Origin of the sequence: Variovorax boronicumulans (genome assembly GCF_030812215.1) — a bacterium.
GTDB classification, from domain to species: Bacteria; Pseudomonadota; Gammaproteobacteria; order Burkholderiales; family Burkholderiaceae_C; genus Variovorax; species Variovorax boronicumulans_C.
On record NZ_JAUSSG010000004.1, the window covers coordinates 78,220 to 99,584 of the forward strand.

The 21,365-nt window shown below is 64.9% G+C and carries 12 protein-coding genes, 1 tRNA gene and 1 pseudogene; 4 read left to right on the plus strand and 10 right to left on the minus strand.

The window, feature by feature from the left end; all coding sequences use genetic code 11:
- Nucleotides 1-18: 18 nt before the first annotated feature.
- The 5 genes from J2W23_RS12300 to J2W23_RS12320 form a co-directional block, all read right to left on the minus strand.
- Complete coding sequence (locus J2W23_RS12300) at nt 19-7,254, minus strand: hypothetical protein (RefSeq protein ID WP_307648938.1); 7,236 nt, start codon at nt 7,252-7,254, stop codon at nt 19-21.
- A gap of 201 nt (nt 7,255-7,455) precedes the next feature.
- Nucleotides 7,456-10,362: a beta strand repeat-containing protein gene (locus tag J2W23_RS12305; protein WP_307648939.1), complete on the minus strand. Its 2,907-nt coding sequence runs from the start codon at nt 10,360-10,362 to the stop codon at nt 7,456-7,458.
- 133 nt (nt 10,363-10,495) lie between these two features.
- Nucleotides 10,496-11,083: a hypothetical protein gene (locus J2W23_RS12310; RefSeq protein ID WP_307648940.1), complete on the minus strand. Its 588-nt coding sequence runs from the start codon at nt 11,081-11,083 to the stop codon at nt 10,496-10,498.
- A gap of 453 nt (nt 11,084-11,536) precedes the next feature.
- Nucleotides 11,537-12,430 carry a LysR family transcriptional regulator gene (locus tag J2W23_RS12315; protein ID WP_307648941.1) on the minus strand — a complete coding sequence of 298 codons (894 nt, stop codon included), beginning with the start codon at nt 12,428-12,430 and terminating at the stop codon, nt 11,537-11,539.
- Between the two features lie 431 nt (nt 12,431-12,861).
- Nucleotides 12,862-13,503 (minus strand): Bug family tripartite tricarboxylate transporter substrate binding protein, encoded by a 642-nt coding sequence (locus J2W23_RS12320; RefSeq protein ID WP_307648942.1) that lies wholly within the window; start codon nt 13,501-13,503, stop codon nt 12,862-12,864.
- Nucleotides 13,504-13,538: 35 nt separating this feature from the next.
- On the opposite strand from J2W23_RS12320, the pseudogene J2W23_RS12325 reads away from it, so the two are divergent.
- Nucleotides 13,539-13,700, plus strand: a pseudogene (locus J2W23_RS12325) (fumarylacetoacetate hydrolase family protein); the annotation flags it as partial.
- A gap of 92 nt (nt 13,701-13,792) precedes the next feature.
- On the opposite strand, the gene J2W23_RS12330 reads toward J2W23_RS12325, so the two are convergent.
- The 3 genes from J2W23_RS12330 to J2W23_RS12340 form a co-directional block, all read right to left on the minus strand.
- On the minus strand, nt 13,793-14,230 hold the full coding sequence (locus J2W23_RS12330; RefSeq protein WP_307648943.1) for a helix-turn-helix domain-containing protein: 438 nt from the start codon (nt 14,228-14,230) through the stop codon (nt 13,793-13,795).
- A gap of 427 nt (nt 14,231-14,657) precedes the next feature.
- Nucleotides 14,658-15,404, minus strand: coding sequence for a Crp/Fnr family transcriptional regulator (locus J2W23_RS12335; protein ID WP_176659274.1), 747 nt, complete (start codon nt 15,402-15,404; stop codon nt 14,658-14,660).
- A gap of 733 nt (nt 15,405-16,137) precedes the next feature.
- Nucleotides 16,138-17,235, minus strand: coding sequence for an EAL domain-containing protein (locus J2W23_RS12340; RefSeq protein WP_307648944.1), 1,098 nt, complete (start codon nt 17,233-17,235; stop codon nt 16,138-16,140).
- A 1,162-nt stretch (nt 17,236-18,397) separates the two neighbouring features.
- On the opposite strand from J2W23_RS12340, the gene J2W23_RS12345 reads away from it, so the two are divergent.
- Nucleotides 18,398-19,057, plus strand: coding sequence for a Crp/Fnr family transcriptional regulator (locus tag J2W23_RS12345; RefSeq protein ID WP_307648945.1), 660 nt, complete (start codon nt 18,398-18,400; stop codon nt 19,055-19,057).
- Nucleotides 19,058-19,399: 342 nt separating this feature from the next.
- Nucleotides 19,400-19,771, plus strand: coding sequence for a hypothetical protein (locus J2W23_RS12350; protein ID WP_307648946.1), 372 nt, complete (start codon nt 19,400-19,402; stop codon nt 19,769-19,771).
- 339 nt (nt 19,772-20,110) lie between these two features.
- Here the strand turns inward: J2W23_RS12350 and J2W23_RS12355 are convergent, their stop codons facing one another.
- Complete coding sequence (locus J2W23_RS12355; RefSeq protein WP_307648947.1) at nt 20,111-20,263, minus strand: hypothetical protein; 153 nt, start codon at nt 20,261-20,263, stop codon at nt 20,111-20,113.
- Between the two features lie 354 nt (nt 20,264-20,617).
- Between J2W23_RS12355 and J2W23_RS12360 the strand changes: the two genes are divergently transcribed.
- Nucleotides 20,618-21,160: an amidohydrolase family protein gene (locus J2W23_RS12360; protein WP_307648948.1), complete on the plus strand. Its 543-nt coding sequence runs from the start codon at nt 20,618-20,620 to the stop codon at nt 21,158-21,160.
- A gap of 90 nt (nt 21,161-21,250) precedes the next feature.
- On the opposite strand, the gene J2W23_RS12365 is transcribed toward J2W23_RS12360, so the two are convergent.
- Nucleotides 21,251-21,335: transfer RNA gene (locus J2W23_RS12365), tRNA-Ser, on the minus strand.
- Nucleotides 21,336-21,365 lie beyond the last annotated feature (30 nt).

Sequence of the window (21,365 nt, forward strand, 5' to 3'; positions counted from 1 at the left end):
CGGCCGAATCGTTTCTTGTCATGGGCCGGCCGCCGCGTTTGCAGTCGCAGCGCCTGCCGAGGGGAAGCCGAGCCCCGTCTCGTCGAACTTGAAGCGCAGGCGGATGTACGCGCCCTTGCTGGTGTATTCGTTGGCGGTGAGGTCGCGGTCCTTGAGGCCGACGACGTTGTAGCCCACCGACACCCACAGGTTCGTCATCGCCTGGTAACCCACCTCGACGCCCAGCGTCTTCTGCAGCGCACCGCCCTTGCCGTACAGGAGGCCGGCCTGGACGCCGAAGTCCCAGTCCTTGCCGATGTCCTGCGTGTAGCGCGCCTGCAGCAGGTGCGCCCAGTAGGTGCTCTTGAGCCAGCCGTCGTCGGCGCGCGACCACTTGGCCGCATAGCGCCCGTTGATCACGGTGCCGGGCCGCGGGTTGTAGTTGAAATGGGCAGAGACGATGTCGGCACTGGTGCGGCCCGGCAGGCTGGCGTTGCCCGAGCCCGTGCCGAAGACGCTCGCGCCGTCGAGCGCGCCGGTCGAGCTGCCCGTGCCGGCCACGCGCTCCGAACGGCGCTCGTAGCGCATCAGCGCGTTCCAGCTGTCGGTGTCAACCGGGCGGTACGCCAGGCCGATCTGGTGGCGTGCGAGGTGATGCGCGTTGCCGGCGTTGGTGCCCTGCCCTTCGCTGTCGCTCATCACGCTGCGCGCGAGCAGGCTCCACGAGCGGTCGATCTTGTAGCCGAAGCCTGCGCTGAACAGGCGGGTGTTCGCATCGTCGCCGCGCCGGCCTTCGAGCACGCCGCTCGCCTTGATGCGATCGGTGCTGTATTCGACGCCGCCGGTGATGGCCGTCGATTGGCCCAGCCCCCCCGCATAGCCCGTGCCGGTGTTGCCGCTGTTGGCCAGGCCGCCGAGCTGGCGCGTGTGCTCGATGCCGCCGGTCAGCCGCCACTGGTCGTTGAGGCGGAAGGTGTTGCGCACGCCGGTGGCCGCCTGCGCGGCGCGTCCGTCAATGCTGTCGGCCAGGCGGTATTCGCTGTACACGCGGCCGCCTTCCATGTAGCTGCTCTCGATGCCCAGGATGCCGACGTTGTTCGATCCGGTCGTGCCCAGCTCGTCCCGGCTGTAGAGGCTGGAGACCAGCTCGTAGCGGCCGTAGATGCGCGTCTTGTCGGTCACGGCGTAGTTGCCGCCGATGGCCAGCACGTGGCGATCGGACTTGTGGATGTCCTGTTCGCCTTCGACGAACACATTGGCCTGCGGCAGGCCCGGCACCTGGGCCGAGATGCGTGCACGCACGGTGGTCAGGTCTTCGGCATTCGCGTTGGCGGTGGCCGCCGCGCCGAGGGCGGTCACGTTGCCGGCCCCCACGCCGCTGCCCAGGTTGCCGCTGTAGGTGGAGATCTGGCCGTAGTCGAAACCCGAGCTGGTGCCCAGGCCCGCGCCGCTCTGGCCATGGCGCAGCCCGACTTCGGCGACCAGCTGCTCGCCGACCTTCTTCTGCACGCTGGCGGTGAAGCCGCGGCGGCTGCCGCCGAGCAGCGCGTCCTGGCTGAAGAGCGCCTCGCCGCGCAGCGCGGTGCTGCTGTCGATGCGGTACTCGGCGCGCGCCGAGGCTTCGGTACGGCCGGCGGAAAAGCTCGCGCCCGGGTTGTCGAAACCGGTGCTGGTCTTGCTGGCCAGCGCCACCACCGCAAGGTCTTCGGTCTGGTGGCGCAGTTCCACGCGGCCGCCGCTGCCCTTGCCGTTCTTGTCGGATTCGGTGCGCACCCACTCGCCAGCCATCGTGGTGCTCTCGCCCACACGCGCCACCGCGGTGAGCGCGCCGAGCTTGCGGCGGTTTTCGGGGTTCTCGTCGGTGCTGGCGACCACGCCGAGCTGCAGGTTGTCCGTGACCTTCACCTGCACGTCGGTGCCGGCCACGGTGAACTTCGGCCCACCGGCATCGACTTCGTAGGTCACTCGGATCGACTGCGGATTGAGGTTCGCATCGACCGACGAGATCGCGTGCGTGAACAGGATGCGGCGGGTGAGCGGTTCGATCGTGTAGTCCACGAAGCGCGCCACGGTCGTGCGCTGCAGCACCAGGTTGGGCTGGTTGCGGTCGCGCACCACCACCTCGACCTGCTCGCTGTTGTCGATGAATTCGCCGCCCGTTGCGCTCAGGTAGTAGGGGCCCGAGGTGCCGACCGCGCGGAACTCTTCCACCTGCTGCGTCTGCGCGGTGCGCGAGACGAAGCTGGTGGCGCGCACGTTGCCGTCGTCGTACACATGCTTGGCGCCGGTGAGCGCGCGGTTGTTCTGGCTCAGGTTGCGCACCTCGGTGCTGCTGGCGGTGGTGAAGTCGCCGTACAGCAGGTAGGAGCGGTTCTTGTCGATGCGCACATAGAGCTTCTGGGTGCTCTGCGCGTCGAAGCCCTTGACCGACGAGTCGCCGTACACCGGATAGAACTCGTCGGGCCGGATGTCGCGGAACAGGCGGTCGTCGCGCGTCTTGGCCGAGTCGTAGGCGGCCGTGAGCAGGTACTCGCCCTTGACAGTGCCCTTGAAGAAGAAGGCGGTGCGGGCGGCGGCGCGGCGGTTGTTGCTGCTCTCGTCGGCCAGGCCGGTGAGTTCGGCCTCGAAGGCGGCGCCCGCAGGCATCGCGCCCAGCGGTACGCCGCCGCGCTTGGTGAGGTCGAGCACGCCTTCGACGATGCCCACGCCGATCATCGGCCGCATCTCGGGCAGCAGCGCCAGGCGCACTTCCTTGACGAAGCTGCCGGCGGTGACGCGCACGCGCGCATCGCCGGGTTCGCCGGGCGGCAGCAGGCGGAACTCGGCCGCGCCGCCTTCCATGAAGACCTGCGTGCCCGGCTCGGCGGGATTCAGGTCTTCATCGAGCCAGCGGCCGCGGTCGGTTTCCAGCGTGAGCTGGGTGCGCGCGGTCACGGGCACGCCGGCGGTGTCGGTGAGGCGCACCTTCACGACCACGGGCGTGCGCAGGTCGGCCTGTGCCGACGCGGGCAGCTCGACCTGGACCGCACCGAGCTTGTCGGGCGCCACCACGGTGATCTGCTGTGCGGTGCCGCGCGTGTTGCCGAACGGGTCCACGCCTTCGAGCTGCAGCCGGTTGGCGCCGGGCTGCAGCACCACGCCGATGTATTCCCAGGCGCCGAGCTTCTTCGCATCGAGCTGGGTCTTCTTGCCGACACGGCGCTCCTCGATGGCCTTGCCGTTGACGGTCAGGCGCAGCGCAAGGCCGGCCTCGCCCTTCACGCGCACATTGACCGACGGGCCCGGCAGCGTGTCGCCGTCCTTCAGGTCGATGAAGCCCAGGGCGTTGCCTTCGATCTGCGGCAGCAGCGCTTCGAGTTCGATGGGGCTGGGCACGGCCTGCGGCAGCAGCGACGAGCGGCGCGGCGCCAGCATGGCGGCGGCGGTGTTGATGGGGCGGCTCGCGAAGGCACCCACGCCGGCAGCGCCGCCGCCCGTGGCCGACGCACCCTGCGCGTCGGTGGGCAGGCCGTTCAGTGAAGCGAACAGGCTGCCCGCGGGCGTGGGGGCCGGTGCGGCGGTGGCGCCAAGCGTGCCGCTCATCGTGCCCGATGCGCCGTTGACGAAGCTGCTGGCGCCGGACGGCGCCACCGGCATCGAGATCAGCGGGGCCGAGTTCGCGAGCGTGGAGCCGGTGCTGCCGGTACTGCCCGTGACCGACGACTGGCCGCTGGCAGGCAGCGAGCGCACGTCGCCCACCGGCACGATCTTGCCTTCGGGGTCCAGCCGCATGCGCACCTGCGCCTCGGCTTCGGTGTCGGGAATGGCCGCAATGGCCGCGCGCCGCGCCACCACCTCGGCCGCGACGCCGGGGGTGTCGCAGTTGGCGACGATGAAGTTGGCCTTGTGGAACTCACCCTTCTTCAGGTCGACGAAACGGCTCTCGGGACGGCCGGCATTGCGGTTGTCGAGCACCGCGAGTTGCGCGCCGCGGGGCAGCGTGGTCTGGTCCACGCGCAGCACATGCGTGAGCGGCTTCAGGCCGTAGAGGCTCCACTTGCCTTCCACGTCGGTGATGACGTGGGTGCCGTCTTCCATGTAGAGGCGCACCCCGGGCACGCCGATTTCATCGTCACCCTCCTGCCGCCCGTCGCGCTTGCAGTCCATGTAGACCTTGCCGAACAGGAAGGCGTCGTCGGAAAACACGCCGCCGGTCACGCGCACCGTCCAGCTGGCCAGGTTCGACTGCATCGGGCCCGAGGTCGCGCGGGCGCGGTTGACCGCGTCGCCGTTGGTCGGCGCACCCACGCCGATGCGCACGCGATAGCGCACCGTGGCCGACTGGTCCACGCCCAGCTTCAGCGCCGGGTAGTCGAACAGCAGCTGCGGGCCCGCGCCGCCGGCCGGATCGACCGCCGCCGAGCCATTCAGGCGCACGCTCCTGGCCACATAGGCAAAGCCCGGCGGCAGGGTGTCGGACAGGCGCACGCCGGTGACCGGAAAACCCGTCTTGTTGGTGACGACCAGGGCGTAGTCCATGAAGTCGCCGAACTCGGCCTGGCGCTTGCTGCCGTCCTTGCGAAGCACCAGCCCGAGCACATTGCCCGGATCGAGCGGGATGTGGTTGTGCAGCACGTCGCAGGCGGCGCCCGCGGCATCGAAGCCCGCGTTGACCGAGAAGTAATGGGTGGTCGCGTCCGCGCCCTGCGGTGCGCCAGCATTCGGCACGATGGCGCCGCAGCGGTTCAAGGTGCCGGCGGTGGCCGGGATGAGCTGCGACGGCGCCACGTAGCCGCTGCCCGCGGGCGGCACCACGCCGATCGCATAGGTGCACGAGCCGGTGACCGGCGGGGACTGCATGTAGAACTGATAGCCGCCATCGGCACCGGTGACCATCGAGACGCTGCCGTTGGCATTGACGGTGTAGAGGCCCGACGCGCCGCCGTACAGCTGGTCCGCGGTGATCGGCGTGACCGCCCCACTGCTGCACGACTGGCGCGTGAAGGTGACGACCGCGCCGGCCACCGGCTCGCGCGTGACGGCGTTGTAGACCACGCCCTGCGGATCGACCAGCAGCGACTGCACCGAGCTCGCGCTCGCCACCACCAGCATGGCCGGCGTGACGTTCACGGTGTTCTGGTCGAAGGCCGCGGCCCAGGCCTTGTTGGTGACCGCCATGCGCCCGCCGACGGCCGCGGGCTTCTGCGTGAGGCGCACGGTGAACGAAAGCTCTTCGGTCTGGCCCGGGGCGAGCGCGCGGCTGCCGTCGGTGACGCTCAGCACGGCTTCGGTGGGCAGCTTGAAGGGATCGCTGCTCGCCAGCGACGCCCGGTCGCAGCTCGCACGTCCTGTGAAGCCGGCGGCCGCGTTGAGCACACCATTGCGCGCTTTCGGCGGCGCGACCAGTTCCCAGGCGGCCACCGAGCCGTCCGGCTTGTCCATGTCGAAGGTGCAGTTCAGGTTGTCGATGAGCCGCAGGTTCGGCGCCGCCGCAACGCCGGTGTTGGTCACCTTCAGTTGGTAGTCGAGCTCGTACACGCCCTGCGCCACGCGCCGCGGCGCCGAAGCGGTCTTGACCAGCGAGAGCGTGGGAAGCTGCGTGGACACCGGCGTGGGCGAGCTGTCGTTGTTCGGATTGCCGTCGCCATCGGCATCGGGGTTGCTGCCGTTGACCGAATCGTCGAAGGCCACGGGCGGGCCGCCCGGCGAGAGCGCGCCTTGCGCGCGCGCCGTGTTCAGGAGCGTGCCGGCGCGGCCGCCGACATTGAAGCGCACGTCGAAGCGCACGGTGAACTGCGCGCCCACCGGCAGCACCGCGCCAGGCGCGAGCAGGTTCTGCGCGCCGGCGGTGCCGTTGAACGCGCTGTCGATGGCAGCCACGGTGCCGCTCACGCCGTTGCCTTGGTTGCTCGCGATGGCCAGCGAGCCCGGCACGATCGTGTACTGGTTCGCGGCGGGCACGGTCGCCGGTGTGAAGCTGCCGAACTGCGTAGCGCCGCTGCCTTCCATGAGGTCGGCCACCTGCACGCCGTAGAGCCACACGGCGCCGTAGTTGCGCACGTTGACGCTGAAGCTCACCGTGGCGGTGCCGTCGAGCTGGCCGTCGGCACCGTGGTTCATGCGCGGCGTCGAGGCGGCCTTGGCCACGCCGATGCGGCTCTGGCTCGAGGTGATGACCACCGTGTTCGAGGGCGACACCGCCGGCGCCACGCCGTCGTTGTAGTAGCCCTGCGCGGTGTTGCGGATGTCGCCCGCCTGGTCGGCCCTGACCTGCACCGCGAACTGCATTGCGATCGACGCATTGCGCGCGAGCGGCGCCGGCACGCCGATGGCCACTTCGACAGCCGAGGCGTCGTCGACGGTGCGGTAGCTGAAGTCCGCATCGCCCGGCAGGCGGAACAGCCGCACCGCGCCGGCCGCCGTGCTCTGCAGGCTGCCCGCGATGTAGCGCGTGCCCGCGGGCACGAAGTCGCGCACCAGCAGCAGCGCGGTGGGCGTGCCATTCACCAGCACCGGCGTGCCGGCGGGTGCGGCGGTGTTGCCCGGGCCCGCGTCGCGCGCGCCGATGTTGGTGCCCGACACGGTGAAGTCGATGCGCGTGCTGCCCGGAACCACCAGGCCCGGATAGCTCGCCGACTTGGTGAGCGCGAGCACCGCCACGTCGCCGGCGGTGACGATGTCGCGGTTGACCACGCTGACCTTCTGCAGCGCGGTGGTGGCGCTGAGCACCACGCAGGCGCTGCCGGTGGCCGCGGCGGGCACGGTGCCCTGCACCAGCAGCGCCGCGGTTTCGCCGGGCTGCAGCGCGATGGCGCCGGCGGCGCCCAGCGGCAGCACCGTGTCGGCCGCATCGGCCACGCCGTTGTTGTTGCTGTCGCGCACCACGCGCAGCGCCGACAGGTCGAGCGCATCGGCCGCACAGCCCGCGCCGTTGTTCGCGAGGCCGAATGTGTAGCTGGACGGCACGTTGCCTGCGTTGGTGAGCAGGTGGCTCAGCGTGACGACGGTGGCCGGCGGACGGTTGACCGACTGGTCGTGCGTGAGCACCAGCGCCTCCACCGGCAGCACGCTGGCGCTGACGCTGTTGGAGCTCGACGTCTCGGTCTGCGCGAGGCCGGCCGGCACATAGGTGGCGGTGGCGACGTTGCGCAGCACGGCGCCGCCGGGCGGGGGCGCGGCGTGGGCGGCGGTTCCGGCGAGCATGCCGCACAGGAGCGCCATCGCCGCGACGGCAGCGGCCGCGCGGCCTCGCCATCGCTGCGAGCGGGTGCTCAGGTACGCCAGAAGAAGTTGCACGCCACGAACCTTCCATCGACCCGCGCGCGGCGCGGGTCGTCCAAACTCAAGAAAATTTTTTCCTCTGCCGCCTGCGAGAACAGGCGCGCGGCTGCGTGCTGCGTGAAAGCGGCAAGGGAAAAAAGCGAAGCACGCCGAACCGGCAGCGCTTCGCGAAAGCCGGCGGACCCCGAGGCCCGCCGGCGACTCAAACCCTTGTCGTTACTGGTTGATCTTCACGGCGAAGGTCAGGGTGGCCGTGCCGCTCGGGGCCACGGAGTTGCTGGCGCTGCCGCAGCTCACGGCAGTGGAGGTCTGCGCGTAGGCGAGCGCCGTGCCGGACACGCCGGTCGAGGTGCATCGCGATGCGGCCGCAGGTTGCGTGGCGCTCAGCGAGGTGTACGCAGGCACCGCATCGTTGATCGCGATGTTGGTGACCGGCGAGGTGCCTTCATTGGTGGCAACAACCTTGTAGACGATGCACTGGCCCGGCTTGAGCGACAGCGGTGCTGCCGCGAAAGCGCTGTCCGCCACCCCGTCGCAGGTGACGTCGGCTGCCTGCGTCTTGAGGACGCGGATCTGGCCGGTGATCACGGTGCTGATGTCGGTGGCCGACGGGGCGCCGCAGCCGCCTGGGTCGGTGAAGGTCGCGGTCACGGTGGTGGTGTCGGTCGCGCCGGCGCTGGCGCCGCCCGGTGCGAACACGCGCACCAGCAGCTTCTGCGATGCGCCCACGGCCAGCGGGCCGGCTTGCGGGCCGGTCACCAGCGTGTCGTTCGCGTCGATCTGGCCGTCACCGTTGACGTCCAGGTAGATCGCGGTGGTCCAGCCGAGCGTGGCGTCTGCCGCCGGCACGGTGGCCGTCAGCGTGTAAGCGCCGCAGCTCTGGTTGCCCGTGTTGGTCAGCGTGTGCGGATACACCACGGTGCCGCCCGGTGCGAGCTGGCCGCTGTTGTTCGGCGTGAGCGTGGCGCTCGACACCAGTGCGGCGGTCACGGTGACGGCATCGGTCTTCGTGTCGGAGACGATCACGCCGGTCGAGGCGACGGCGGTGGACTGCACCTGGAAGTAGACCTTCTGCGCGGTCACCGGCGACTGCGTGGCGGGCGGCGTCACGCAGGCAGCAACCTGACCTTGCGCGCCGGCATTGACGGCCACGCTGGTGATCGCCGGCGATGCACAGGTGCCGCCCGAGGCAACGAACTTCACCGTCCAGCCGGTCGGCAGGGTGCCGGGGAAGCTGGTCGACTGGCTGGCAGCCAGGCCGTAGATGTTGTTGACCGAGTCGTTGTTCTTCACGAACAGCGCGAACACGGTGCCGGTGCCGGCGGCCGTTGCGTTGGTCGTGGTGGGCAGCGGGCTCGGGCCGGGGCCCAGGTCGCCGCCGGCCACCGAGCCGGTGCCCGTGCCTGCCGCGGTGTTGGTCAGGTCGACCAGCGAACCGACGACGATGGTCACGCGGTCGAGCGTGGCATCGAGCTTGGTCGCGTCGCCCGCGGAACGGCCGGTCACCGTGGCTGCGAACGGACCGGCGCCCACTGCCGTGGCGGACGGCACATTGGCCTGCACCACGATGTTGACGCTGCCACCGGCCGCGATCGGGCCGGTGTCGGGTACGCCGTCACCGGTGGTGTCCAGCAGCGGCGTGACGCCGTCGGCGGCGAACAGCACGAAGGTCGTGCCCGCCGGGAAGGTACCGGCGGCCACCGTGAGGTTCACGGTGTCGGTGCCGGTGCCGGTGTTGAACACCGACTGCGCGAACTTGACGCTGCCGCCGGCCACGACCGAAGGACGCGTGGTCAGGTCGGCCGCGGTGCCGTTGGGCGTGCCGGGCGTCGTGTCGACGGCGGTGGCAGCGGTCGACGGGTTGGTACCCACCGCGATGCTGTAGCTCGCCACGACCGTGTAGGCCGACGGGTTGGTGCTCGAACTCGGCGTGCCGATGGCGGCTGCCGTGATCGTCAGCGGAACGCTGGCCGGCTCGAACTTCGCCACGTTGGTCGTGGTCGACGTGCCGATCGCCGCGTTGCTGTTCACCAGCACCACGAAGCTCACAGTCTGCGTCACGTTCTGGCCCAGTGCGGCCACCACGGTGTTCAGCGTGTTGCCGCTCACCTGGAAGTCGATGCCGACCGGATCGCCGCCGGCGCCGTCGCCCAGGGCGGTGCCGGGTGCGCTGCTCCACACCGCGGAACCCGCGACGTAGGTCATGCCGCTCGGCAGCGTGTCGGACATCGCGAACCTGCCGGCCGCACCACCCGTGTTGTTGAACGTGAGCGTGTAGACCGTGTACTGGCAGGTCGCGCTGGACGCGAGGCCGGCGGACCAGGTCGTGGCACAGCTGGCCGAGGTCGAGCGAGGACCGCCGTTGGTCGCGGTCGGCCAGGCGGCATTGCCCGGACCGGCGACGGACGGAATGCCGATCGACTTGCTGACGTTGAACGCAGCGTCGGTCGTCAGCTTGATCTCGTCCTTGTCGGCTGCCGAGGTGTTCGGCGCGGTGTACAGCGCCGGCGTGCCTGGCGTGGCTGTGAGCGTGGCGGTGTCGAATGCGCCGGTCGCGCTGCTGGCGGTGCCGGGGATCGTGTAGGCCACGACGAAACGGAACACGCCGTTGTTGCCTGGCACGGTCTGCGCGGGCACGCTGCAGACGCCCGCGGCTGCGGCCGTGCACAGCGGAGTGGTGCCGTCGGGCACGCCGTCGCCGTTGGCATCGGCGTAGACCTCGACCTTGGAGAACTTGTCGGTGTCTGCATCGACCGTCAGCGTGAACGTGTCGGAGCCGTTGCCGGTGTTGGTCAACGTGTGCGGCGCATAGACGATGGAGCCCGCCGCGCCGATCTTGGTGTTGACGATGGTCGTCGTGACCTGGTTGACCGAGTCCAGCGTGAAGGACCCCACCTGCTGGACCGTGGTCTGGACCAGGTTGGACGTGGCCAGTTGCGTGGTGCCGGCCGAGTCGGAATAAGTGGCCGAAGCCTGGTTACCGATGACGGTATTGGCAGGCGGAGCCGCGGCCAGAACGGCTGAACTTCCGAACAGGAAGCCCAGCATCAAGGCTGCGGCGCCGGCCCAGGACGCGGTCGGCTTGAAGCCGGTGCCGTGCCGGGTTGGCAGGGTGGAAATCACGTGGTTTCTCCTCGGTTGTCAAAAAAAGGCGGGGACATGAAAAAACCCGGCTGCCGCGTTTCGTTGCTCGAAATCGCGGCGGTCGGGTTGCACTCGAAAAATCCGGGTGGCGCGGCGAAGGAAGGCAAGCCGATCAGCGCTGCGGCGTTGCCGCCGAGACCTGCGGTGCCACCGGCACGACCGCCTCGACCCTGGCGCGCACGCTCACGGCGGTGCTGCCGTTGGCGGGCAACTGGCCCAGCGTCCAGCGCAGCGACCGGTAGTCGGCATAGGGCACCGGTTCGGTCTTGTTGCCGGCGGCCTTGCGCATGAGCGGCTCGGGGCCGAACACGGCGTCCTTCGCAGCCGCCTGGACCAGGTTCGCGCCCGGCTTGGCGCTGCGCGGCTGGTACTCCAGGCCCTCGGGAATCGGAAGGTCCGCCACCAGGCCGGTGACCGGCTTGCCGGTGTTGTTGGTATAGACCGCCCGGTATTCGACGATGTCGCCGGGCTTGACCGAACCGGCATCGACCAGTTGCTCCCTGCCCTGCGCGTCCTTCACCACCTTGGACTGGGTCAGAACGACGGCCACGGCCTTCTTCTGGCTGGCCTCGGGGATAGGCGCAGCCTGGGCTGCGGCGGTGGCGGCGAAGCCGGTCAGCCCGGCCAGCAGGAGCGCGCACACCCCCAGGCTGGAGAGGCGGCGATGGGACAGGATTTGAGTCAGTTTTTTAATGGACATGGTTGCTCCAGATTCAGGACACACAGGCGTCCACCTCCGACCAAAGGCCGGCGATGAATTGAGCGGCTCGGGCCGCGGGAGAAGGACCGGCGTTGTAAAGGCCGGCAATTGGAGGAGCGATCGGCGCCCGCTTTCGAACTGGATCGAAATGGACGTCGTTCGCGCGACTGCCGCGACTTCTCTTGTCGCTGCCAGTCCGCACCAATTTGTTAACTCATATTTCTTATAGTTACCAAGTGTATGGTAAATGAGTAACTTAGTATCAATCGAATTCGACAACCGTCGATTTGGAACAACAGTTTCGATTCCGACAACTGCGGACTTGAAGCCGCATCCCCACGTCGAAAACGGGTCGGATGACGCGATTTCGCTGAATCCGGACGATGGCTATGGGGAAAGAGAATGCGGCCTGGATCGCATCTGAACGCGCACTGCCAATGACGCGTGCATCCATCAGGACTGCTTGAAGATATTCAGAACGTAATCAACGAAGGTCTTGATCTTTGGCGAGTGGCGACGCGACGGCAGATAGACGAGATTGATTTCCTGCGGGGTCAATTTCAATGACGGCAGCACCGATGCCAACGCGCCACTGTCGAAGTGCGACCGGGCCAGCGACAAGGGAAGCAGTCCGATGCCTTTGGCGGCCAATGTCAGTTTCAGGATCAATTCCAGGTCGTCCGACTGGAACACGCTCTCCACGTTCATCCGATGGGTCTTCCCGGTGACCGAGAGGCTGATCTCCTTGTTGCGTCCTTCGATTTCACTGACCAGGAAAGCGTGCGAAGCCAGGTCCGACACGCTCTCGATGGCCGGGCGCGGCGCAAGATAGTCCGGTGTGGCGCAAAGCACCATTGGCTCGTCCTTCAGATGGCGCGCCACCATCTCGTCGCAACCCTCTCGTCCGCGCCGGATGGCCACGTCGGCCTCGTCGCGGAACAGGTCGGCCCGATCGTTGCCCGTCTCGACCACGACTTCGAGTTGGGGGTAGGCCGACATGAATTCAGGCAGATGCACCGCCAGCAGTTCCCTGCCGTAATAGTGGGGTGCGGCTACGCGCAATCGCCCCGCCAGCGTGCCTGCACCTGAAGACAGGCTCAGCATGACGTCGTCCAGGATGGTCAGCACATGCCGGGCTGCCACCAGGAATTCCCGTCCCTCTTCCGTGAGCGCGAACCGCGTGGAACCGCGATGCAGCAACTGGTGCCCGACCATCGCTTCCAAACGTTGGAGCTGGCGGGAAGCGGATGCCTTGGGCACGCTCAGGGCGTCGGCCGCCGGCGTCAGTCCTCCGAGCTGGGCGGCCTTCGTGAAGAGCCGCACGTCGGACAAAGAAAAATCTCGCATCTTCAGCTCGAAGGTCCGTTTGTTTTTTTGTGAATCGTTCCTGCGGCTTGAACAACTGTGCGGCGCCGCGGGCCAAGGTGTGCCTCACGAGTGCAGGAAACCTTTCGTTGACATTTTTAAATTAACGCGCCGCCGACTGTTAACGTTTGTCACAATGAATTCAGGCAGTAGCGGGAAAAGTTCACCTTTTTTCGATAAACCTGCAGGCGCATCCCATGGGCGGTTCGGCGTTCCGATGAGCGATGGGGGCGGAGAAAACTCTTCTTCGAGGCAGTGGGCTCGGGAAGATTGGCCGGGGAACCGGCGCGCTGGCCTGTCGGATCCTCCGCGCGCTGCGAGCCAGGCCGCGAGGGTCGCCGGGCACTTTCACGCCCGGCGCGAGCGAGGGCCCGACGCGGCCCTGTCCACCGACCGCTCCGTAGGCGCCAGACTCATTCGGCCGTGATGTTGGCCGCCTTGATGATCTGCGCCCACTTGCGGGTTTCGCTCGCAATGAACGCGCTGAAGTCCTCGCTGGTGCTCCCGCGAAGCTGCAGTCCCGCGGCCTCGGCCTTGCGACGGACATCCGCGTCGGCCGCTGCGGCATTGATCTCCGCATTCAGCCGCGCAACGATGCTGGCCGGCGTTCCGGCCGGCGCGAGCATGCCGTACCAACCGTAGCCCACCACGGAAGGCAGTCCCTGCTCCCGGAGGGTCGGAGCCTGCGGGTAGAGCGGCGTGCGCTCTTCGGTGGCGACACCAAGCACTCGCAGCTTGCCGGCCTGAATGTGCGGAATGGCGGTCGAGATCGCCGTCAGGGTGGCGTCGATCCGTCCGGCAAGAAGCTCGGTGTAGGCCGCCGCGTCGCCGCGGTACTGCACCACGATGCCCTTCGCGCCGGAGGCACGCAGCAGCAACTCGGCTGTCAGATGCGGCGCGGACCCCGCCCCGGGCGATCCGAAGGTCGCGCCCTTCGGATCGGCCTTCGCGTGCTTGATGAACTCCGCAAGCGACTTGTACGGGGCGTCGGCATTGACCACCAGGAACAACGGAGCAATGGCCGTGCTGGCGATCGCGGCGAAGCTCTTGTGCACGACAGGTACAGGTCAGCCGCCGGGATACCCGCATCTCGGCATTCATGCCGCTGGCCGCGGGCGACGTGATCGTCACCGGAACGCCCGGCGGCGTGGGCGCGAAGCGTACGCCTCCCGTTTGGATGAAGACGGGAGACATCGTCGAAGTGGAGGTCGACGCAATCGGCGTGTTGCGCAACGGAGTCCGTGCGGAGTGACACTGGTCACACGAGTTGCTCGCAATCCTGGGCGCCGATAAAAGGTGTTCCCGAGGACGCCGTGGCCCCCCACGGCGTAGCGCCTTGCCTTGTCAGTCCCATGTCCAAGCTCGCGGGGCATGAATCGGTGCACTCGCGGCGTCGCTTCCCCCGGTCAACCACACATAGATTCCGACACGCTCCTCAGGCGTCATCTTTCTGCACCGAGAAGTTACTTCCTCGATCTTGGACAACACCTCGCCGATAGTAGGGTGCACTTTCCGGTCCATCAGAGGAACGGGCCATTCGGCGCCTGTGCCCACCGCGAGCCAGCGGGCATCGACCTCGAAGTAGTCCGCGATGGCAAATAGGCAAGTCGATTCGATGCCCTTGTTCCGACCTGAAAGCCAGTGCGTAATTGCAGGTCGGGTGACGCTGCAATGACGTGCCAATTCAGCCTTGCATCCTCGACCTTTGGCTGCGACGAGCTTGCCCAGGCGTTCTGAAAAGCCACGGCCTACCGCCATCGCATCGACCTCCGAGGCACCCATATCAATCCCCTCGAGGCGCGCTTGCGCCGGCCCGCATCACACGTGCGTTGTCGACGAGACGCCTGGAAAGAAGCTGTGGTCTCCGGCAATTGGCGCAAAGATAAAAGCGCATTCCGGGCAGCAGGCGCATCCACATCCTTCGATGGATGCGCGACAGCTTCCTGGCATCGCACCGGCAACGAAAAAACAGGTGGATCATGAAGAACAGTTGTTTGTTGGAATCGGTCAGATGAGATGAGTTAATCCGACGCCGATCTACCTAATGACAGCGCATGCGTGCAATCTCTGGCCGATTATTTTGCTTTCCTCTGTTCGCGCTTAGGCGGAATATTGCGCATCGAAAGTGACGAGCATCACTATTCATCAGCAATCGATTCATTGAGGTGTGCAATCACGCATGAAGTCCTCGCGGTACGAAAGAGGCATCTCAGCTGCCTGATCCACAGGAATCCGGGCGAGGCGATGGCACTCGCTGCTGGTAATCGTCTCTTGGCAGCTTGCTCTCCGCAGGCAGCAAGTTGCCAACGTCTGTCGAGCCAAAATCCGGAGGCACATGAATGCCCTCCCCGTCCCGCCGAACGAGGCCCCGACTTTCCATATCGCGCATGGTTTTATTGACCACTTCACGTGAGAGACCGGAATAGGAGGCGATCACCGCCTGCGTGATGCGCTTGTCGTACCCGCCTGAACCGACGGGTGCAAGCTGAGTCAGCTCATGAAGCACACGGCCAACCAACGCCTCGGCGGACAGCGAAGAGATGCGTCGCAGTTGCCTGCGTAGCAGGCCCGTGCGCCGTAGCGTGAGATCGACCAGGCCAAGCGCCATTTCGGGGTGCTTCGCGCAAAGCTCGCGCACCGCTGCTACGGGGACAAGGTACACAGACGAAGGCAGAGCAGCGATGAGCGTAGACGCAGCTTGGTAGCGGTTTTCGTTGAGCAAAGGTCCGTGAAAGATGTCTCCCCGTCGGATGAAGTCGGTCGTGACGTCAGTGTTGCCCGCACTACCGCGTGCCACGACCCGCAGCAACCCGCCGGTTACGCAGTACATGCGATCCGTCCATTCGTCGGACTCGATCACCAGATCGTTGCGCCGGTAAGACCGAAACTCACTGCGCTGGATCAATGCCGTTCGGTCTGCCGTGCTTAAACTGCTAAGTAGCGGGTGCAGATACATGACTGAAGGTTCGCACGGCCCGACTTCTGGATCGCGCGGTCACCTGTTCCGACTCATCCTCGAGCGTTTGCGGCGCATCAAATAGAACACCGCCGCGGCGCTCTGTGCGGTCAAGCCAGCCCTGAATCGACTGACACTTCATTCCGGCCAATGTGCCGCAGCCATACGGTTGCGAGTTGGAGTCCTTGTGACGACGCTTGCCGCAACGAAACCTCCGTCTGCTCGTCTATTGCAGTTCGAAATACAGATCGTCCTTGACCTCTTTCCCGAAACCCGGAATAGCCGAAGCCCCTTCCTTTCGACGTTCCGGCCGATGATCGGCCTCGTAGCGCGCACGACGTGTTTCATCCATAGCCTTGTTTTGAAATGCCGCAGGCCATCCGGACGAGCAATCGCGGATGGCTAAGCCGCCGTTCGTCCTACGAGATTCCGGGCGCTCGTGAAGACACTTGAACACGAACCCTCGTCAGGTGAAGAGACGTGTCTTGATCGAGTGGCGACCGGAGGATGCATCGCGCTTCAGCGCGATACGGCGCCTTGGGTACGGAAACGGGTGCAGAAGTGCGGATCGCCACTCTGGGCAAGAAACACTGCGCCTTGGTCCTCAAATCGTTCGTGTGTTTGGCGCCCGGCGCTACCCCGCTGGTGCTCGGAACCTCATCGAACGTTCGCTGCAGATTGCTGGATTCTGCAATCAGCCGAACCAAACTCAGATGAAGCTCCAGCAATGCGGTCATGCAAGGCTCCGATGGATTGAACTCGTTGGTAATGCAGGTCTTGAGGGTTCTTTGATATCGCGCAAGTGATTGCCCTGAACCCATTGCACCCCGGCATCGAGTGCGACGCCCAAGTCATCTTCGCGTTCGACCCCGTCAGCGACGACGTACGCTGCCAAGTGACCGCAGAGCGTCAGCATGTCACGAAGACACTCTCCGCCCAATTCACTTTCCCGTGCCCGCCGAAGAAACGATGCCTCGAGTTTGATGATGTCAGGGCGACAGGCTTGGGCTGCCGCAAGGTTGCCGCGCCCAGCACCGAAGTCCTTGATGGCAATCCGGCAGCCAAACGACCGGAGCCTGGCGCAAAAATCTCGGACCGACTGCAGACTCGAGAACTCCATCGAATCGGATATCTCCACTGTCAGGCGGGACGCCAGTTCGGGAGAGGACTTCAAAGTTGACAGAGCGGACGCCCACCAGTGATCAATCCGCGCGCTTTGGGCAAAGAGACTTACCCCGAGCTGCACCAAGGGCTGATGTCGCAATGCGTCGATGACCTGTCGTACCACCAGCCTGTCGAAAGCGCGAGTCAGACCGAGACGCTGCAAGCATGGCAGGAACACCTCCGGAGTGAGCGATGTCTGCTGACCTGAGTGCAGCAATACGTCCGGGCGTGCTTCCCAGTAAAGCATCGATGCCGAAGCGTAGGCGTTGACGACTGGTCGCCATGCGAAAGCGAGATGCTCGGCTTGGAGTGCTTCACTCAGACGTACTGCCACTTCCATGTCGGCACGATAGTGCTGTCGCCACCCATCGGTGGGCTCTTCATGTAAATCGGGAAAGGGCTGGGCGGTCCATAGCGTGAGCTCTATCTCCGAATCGCCCATTTGATCCGGCGCTTGCACATCGATCCAGTTCACATGCAATCGCGCCAACGCCGTGATCCCTCTGGCGGATATGGGCTTATTTCCAAGCGCCAAGAGCAGCGATTCGAGTTGCTCACTGGCGGATTGCTCCGAAGCGGAGCAATCGTCCTTCATAAAGAAATCATTTCCCCACAGCAAAAAGCAGTCATCGCGCAGAGACGCCAGATCAGCTTTGACCGATGTCAAGAAACGAGCACAAAGTCGCTGCCTGATCTCATGACTCACGCTCCTCGCGAAGTCCAGGTCATAGGCTTCAGCGAGTTGCGGAAGATTTTCGATAAGGACGAAGGCACAAGCTCTCCGGATGGGCGCATGGGGTGGAGACTGCGGGACTTTCCGTAACGAGCAGTTCTTTGGCACCTGAGCTGGCACGGTGGGCATGCACGACCGAAGGGGCATATCGGTGATCTGCGAGAGAGCGGGCATTGGATCCTCAATGGACGAATTTTCCAGAGCCGAAAAACGCGTGCTTCATCTAATGGTTCTCCGCCTACCAATTTGGGTGAACGGAGTTCGTGACTTGATCAGACGCGGACGTACGCACCTGCCTTGGCCCCACACAACGGTTGGCGGCAGAAATTGCGCAAGGAAGGCACATGCGCAATCGACGGAGGATTCCGTCTGCACGAGATCCGAATTCAGAAGAGCGCCATGGCGTTGCCCTTCAAGCTGGCAGGTACAGCAGTTCTGTGGAAATTTCTCGGAGTGAGGCCCTGCACCCTTTGTTGTCGATAAAGCTAGCTTTGAGGCCCCTCACTTGCGAACTCCGTAGGCAACTGATACACAAATTGATACTACGGATTTCAGTAGGCTTTCGCATTCACTTTTGATTCATGAATGTGTCCCAGCTCACAACTCGGTGCGATCAGCATGAGATTTCGCATCGTGTGATGAGCGGCCGCAGCACCTGAACGGCCACTACGGGCTCGACAAAAGCCTGTTCGCACGCCGCAAGTGTCCGCAAACCAGACGCCCACCGTCCCGGGATCATCCAGCGGCGCGCCATCGGCGCGCGCAAGTCGTTGATTTCAAAGGATTCATCTGCTGGCACGTTGCGTGAGATGTCTTTTGGCATCCATTGCCAAGGAGCTACCCGATGACATCCCGCCTTACCTTCTTCGCAGCGCGTGCCTGCTGGCGGGCAGTACCGCTTTGGGCTGGGTGCCACGGGGCGAGCCGATGCCTTCGCCGCCGCCCGACGCCCGACGCCCATGGCGCCGCAGGCAATCAACCCACAAGCAATGCGTGCAGATGCCGCATCCCCGGCTCCACTCAAGCTGCCCCTTGGAAACCACGGCCATCCCATGTGCCGTGCGGACCGTGTTGATCTTGATTTTTGCTAACGCTCATGTATTTGCACAACCTCCTCAAACGCCTCCCGGTGGCCGAGCGCGAATTCCTGGTCAGTCGCAGTGAGCTCAGGACATATCGGCGTGGCGAGACTTTGTACGCAAAGGGTGAGCGGAGCGGCCAAATATGCCTAGTGGCTACCGGCCTGCTGCGCGTGGTGGTCGACGACGGAGTCACAACCGACTTTATTCGCGAAGGAGATTTCTGCCTGAACCTCGAGGTGAGCGACACGGCGCTCCATGCAAGAGCCGCCCTTGTCGCAGCCTTGCCCGCTTCGGTCTATTTCATCTTGGCGGAAGACATCTGGGCAATTTGCAGAAGGCATCCCTCGGTGGCGTTCGAATTTCTCGCACTCATCATGAACCGCATCGCAAACCTTCGCGTCCACTTGCATCGCATATCGTCACTTTCGTCGGAGCCGCTGATCACCTGCGTTCTTCATGAACTCACCTCTTTGGCACCGGTTCGCAAAGGAGGCTACGACAAACGGATCTCGCAGGAAGTGATCGCTTCGTATGCAGCGCTTTCCCGCGAAATCGTCAATAAGACCATGCGCAGCCTGGAGCTGCGCGGTTTGCTGTGGAAAGACGATCGTGCTGTATACCTGCGAACGGATGCCAGAAGCGTACCTCGCTCGTCGCTGGCTGACGATTCCTAAGATAAGGCGTCGACGTCGAAGCTGTTCAATGCGAGAGGATCAGGTCTTCATGCAACTTGCGATACGTCAGATCGCAACTGCTACCCGAAGAATCGACATCAAGAAATGGCCTGTGGTTGGACGCGCAACTCCGAACTATCGGCAGTCGAACTCCAAAAAATCATCTCGTCCATTCGACAATTTTTCCGAGATGCATCGCAGCAACCCACTCGGATGTGTGTCCCGCATCACAAGTGCGGTAAGAAACAACGAAGTGCTCGACCCAGATGTCGCCTCAGAAATTTATAGTCGGTTTTTATGCATTTAGTTTCCATTGCGCCAAAGCACATCTAGATCACTTCCATGCAGATAAGCAGCTCGGGACGGCAAGGCCGGTCAATTGGTGTATCGAACGAGTATGAAGCCGCTTGGTTGTCACGCTCGTCAGATCACGATGCGGTCTCTTGTCGATTCAACCTGCACTTTCAGACAGGCGAAGAATATCGCGCGGCCTACCCGGTAAGTGCATTGTTCCGTCTCGCATCCCGCCCAGAAGTGAATCGCTGGTTATTGGAAGGTAGCCCGTCTTTCAGGACCGATCGAGATCTCGTTCTGCGATATACGATCGATCTTCGCCGGGAAAACGGGTCTCGATTGCGGTTGGAGGACATCATCGAAGACGCTCGAGCGGCCGCCATGATCGCGGCGGTGTTTCTTCAGAACTTGAGAGACTAGAGGCTCGGCTCCGAGAGTTGCGCACGACGCACTCGCAGGGGGAAGGGGCGGGGGTCTTGAGATGAAGAGAAGCAGCCTCCTAGTTCCATCACCCGCCCTTTTCCAAGAAAAGACCGTCCCGACCTTGGGAGCGTCCATCTTCGGGAGCCAGAACCCCAGCGCGCACGGGATTTTTGCGGTCATGAAACATCGCACTTGAGACCGACAAGCGCGATACCTGGAGCGTGGATTCGGAGACGGACTGCCACTTGAGAAACGCAACCCGTCGATGCGACTGTTCAAATGCGCACGCCGGTTTGGGTTCAGGGTTGTCGGAGCAGCGCCGCTGCCCGATGGAACTCAGCGGGCGAGGTTCGCGATGAAGGCCGCGTCCTGCGCGCCGCTGTAGATGCGGAAGTCCTGCATGCGGCCCTTGAAGTACGGGTCGCCGCCGTACTGGGAACGGCCCAGCCAGGTCCGGGTGGTATTGATTGCGCGTGCTCGAGTCCACACAGACGCTTGATGGCCATATCCACTTCCGCGATAGCCGGGCTCGCCGTCCTGGCCGTGTTCGCCGTCGGGGGGCACACGGTGGCAGGCATCCTCAACAGCGTCACCGGCCAGCGTGTGGTCGCCGCCCTTCGCAAGGACGTTCCCTGCGAATCCTGGGCGCGCCGATCGCCGCGGTCGAGCGCATGAAGAGCTACCGGCTGCAGGCGATCCTCAACGAGGATATCGACCCCCGTCAGCGATTTCACGGCGGAGTTCGCCGGCCATGCCTCGGCCTTCGCGGTCACGGCGGAATGCGCGATTTACCTGTTCAGACTCTCGCCCGTTCTTTTCCTCGTCAGCGCGCTCGCGCTGGTTGTGGGCATCAGGATCAATTTCGCCGCGGCAAAGGCCTGGAGTCGTGACTTCGAGAAGGCCCGGGCGCAGCTGGGCTTTCGCGGCGTGCGCTTCAATTTCATGCAGCACCTCTCCCACGGCCCGAACATCGACACCGTGATGGCTCTCACGCCGCGGCTGGCCGCGGTGGGCATGCACTTGCAGGTGCATTTCGAATGCGAACTGGTGCCCGAACTGAGTGGCCTCCTCCAGCGCAGCCCGGTGCCTGTGGTGATCGACCGCATGGGCCGCGCGGACGCAACGCGAGGGCCGAACCATTCCGACTTTCAGGCGCTCCCGCGCCTGCTGGCCAACCCGCGCTGCTACGTGAAGGTGAGCGGTATCGACCGCATCGACGCCAATGCGCCGCCCGAGGCGCGCTACTGGCGCGGCGTGGTGCTGGAGGGGGTCAACGCCTTGCTTGCAGGGAAGGTGCCAGCCCCACTCGGCCGAGGCCGGCTGGCCCCGGGGCAACGCGCCAAGCCTACAACCCCCAAGCCGGCTACGCAGGCCGTGCTTATATAAAGTGGGCCAAAGCAGCCCAAGTAAGCGCAACAAGAAAGGAGGGAAAACGGATCTGCAACCTGCAAACCCGCATGGATACTGGATTGGCGGCGGAGAGTGTGAGATTCGAACTCACGGACGCTTTCACGTCGGCAGTTTTCAAGACTGCTGGTTTAAACCACTCACCCAACTCTCCGGAACCGTGGATTTTATGCCGACGGCAACG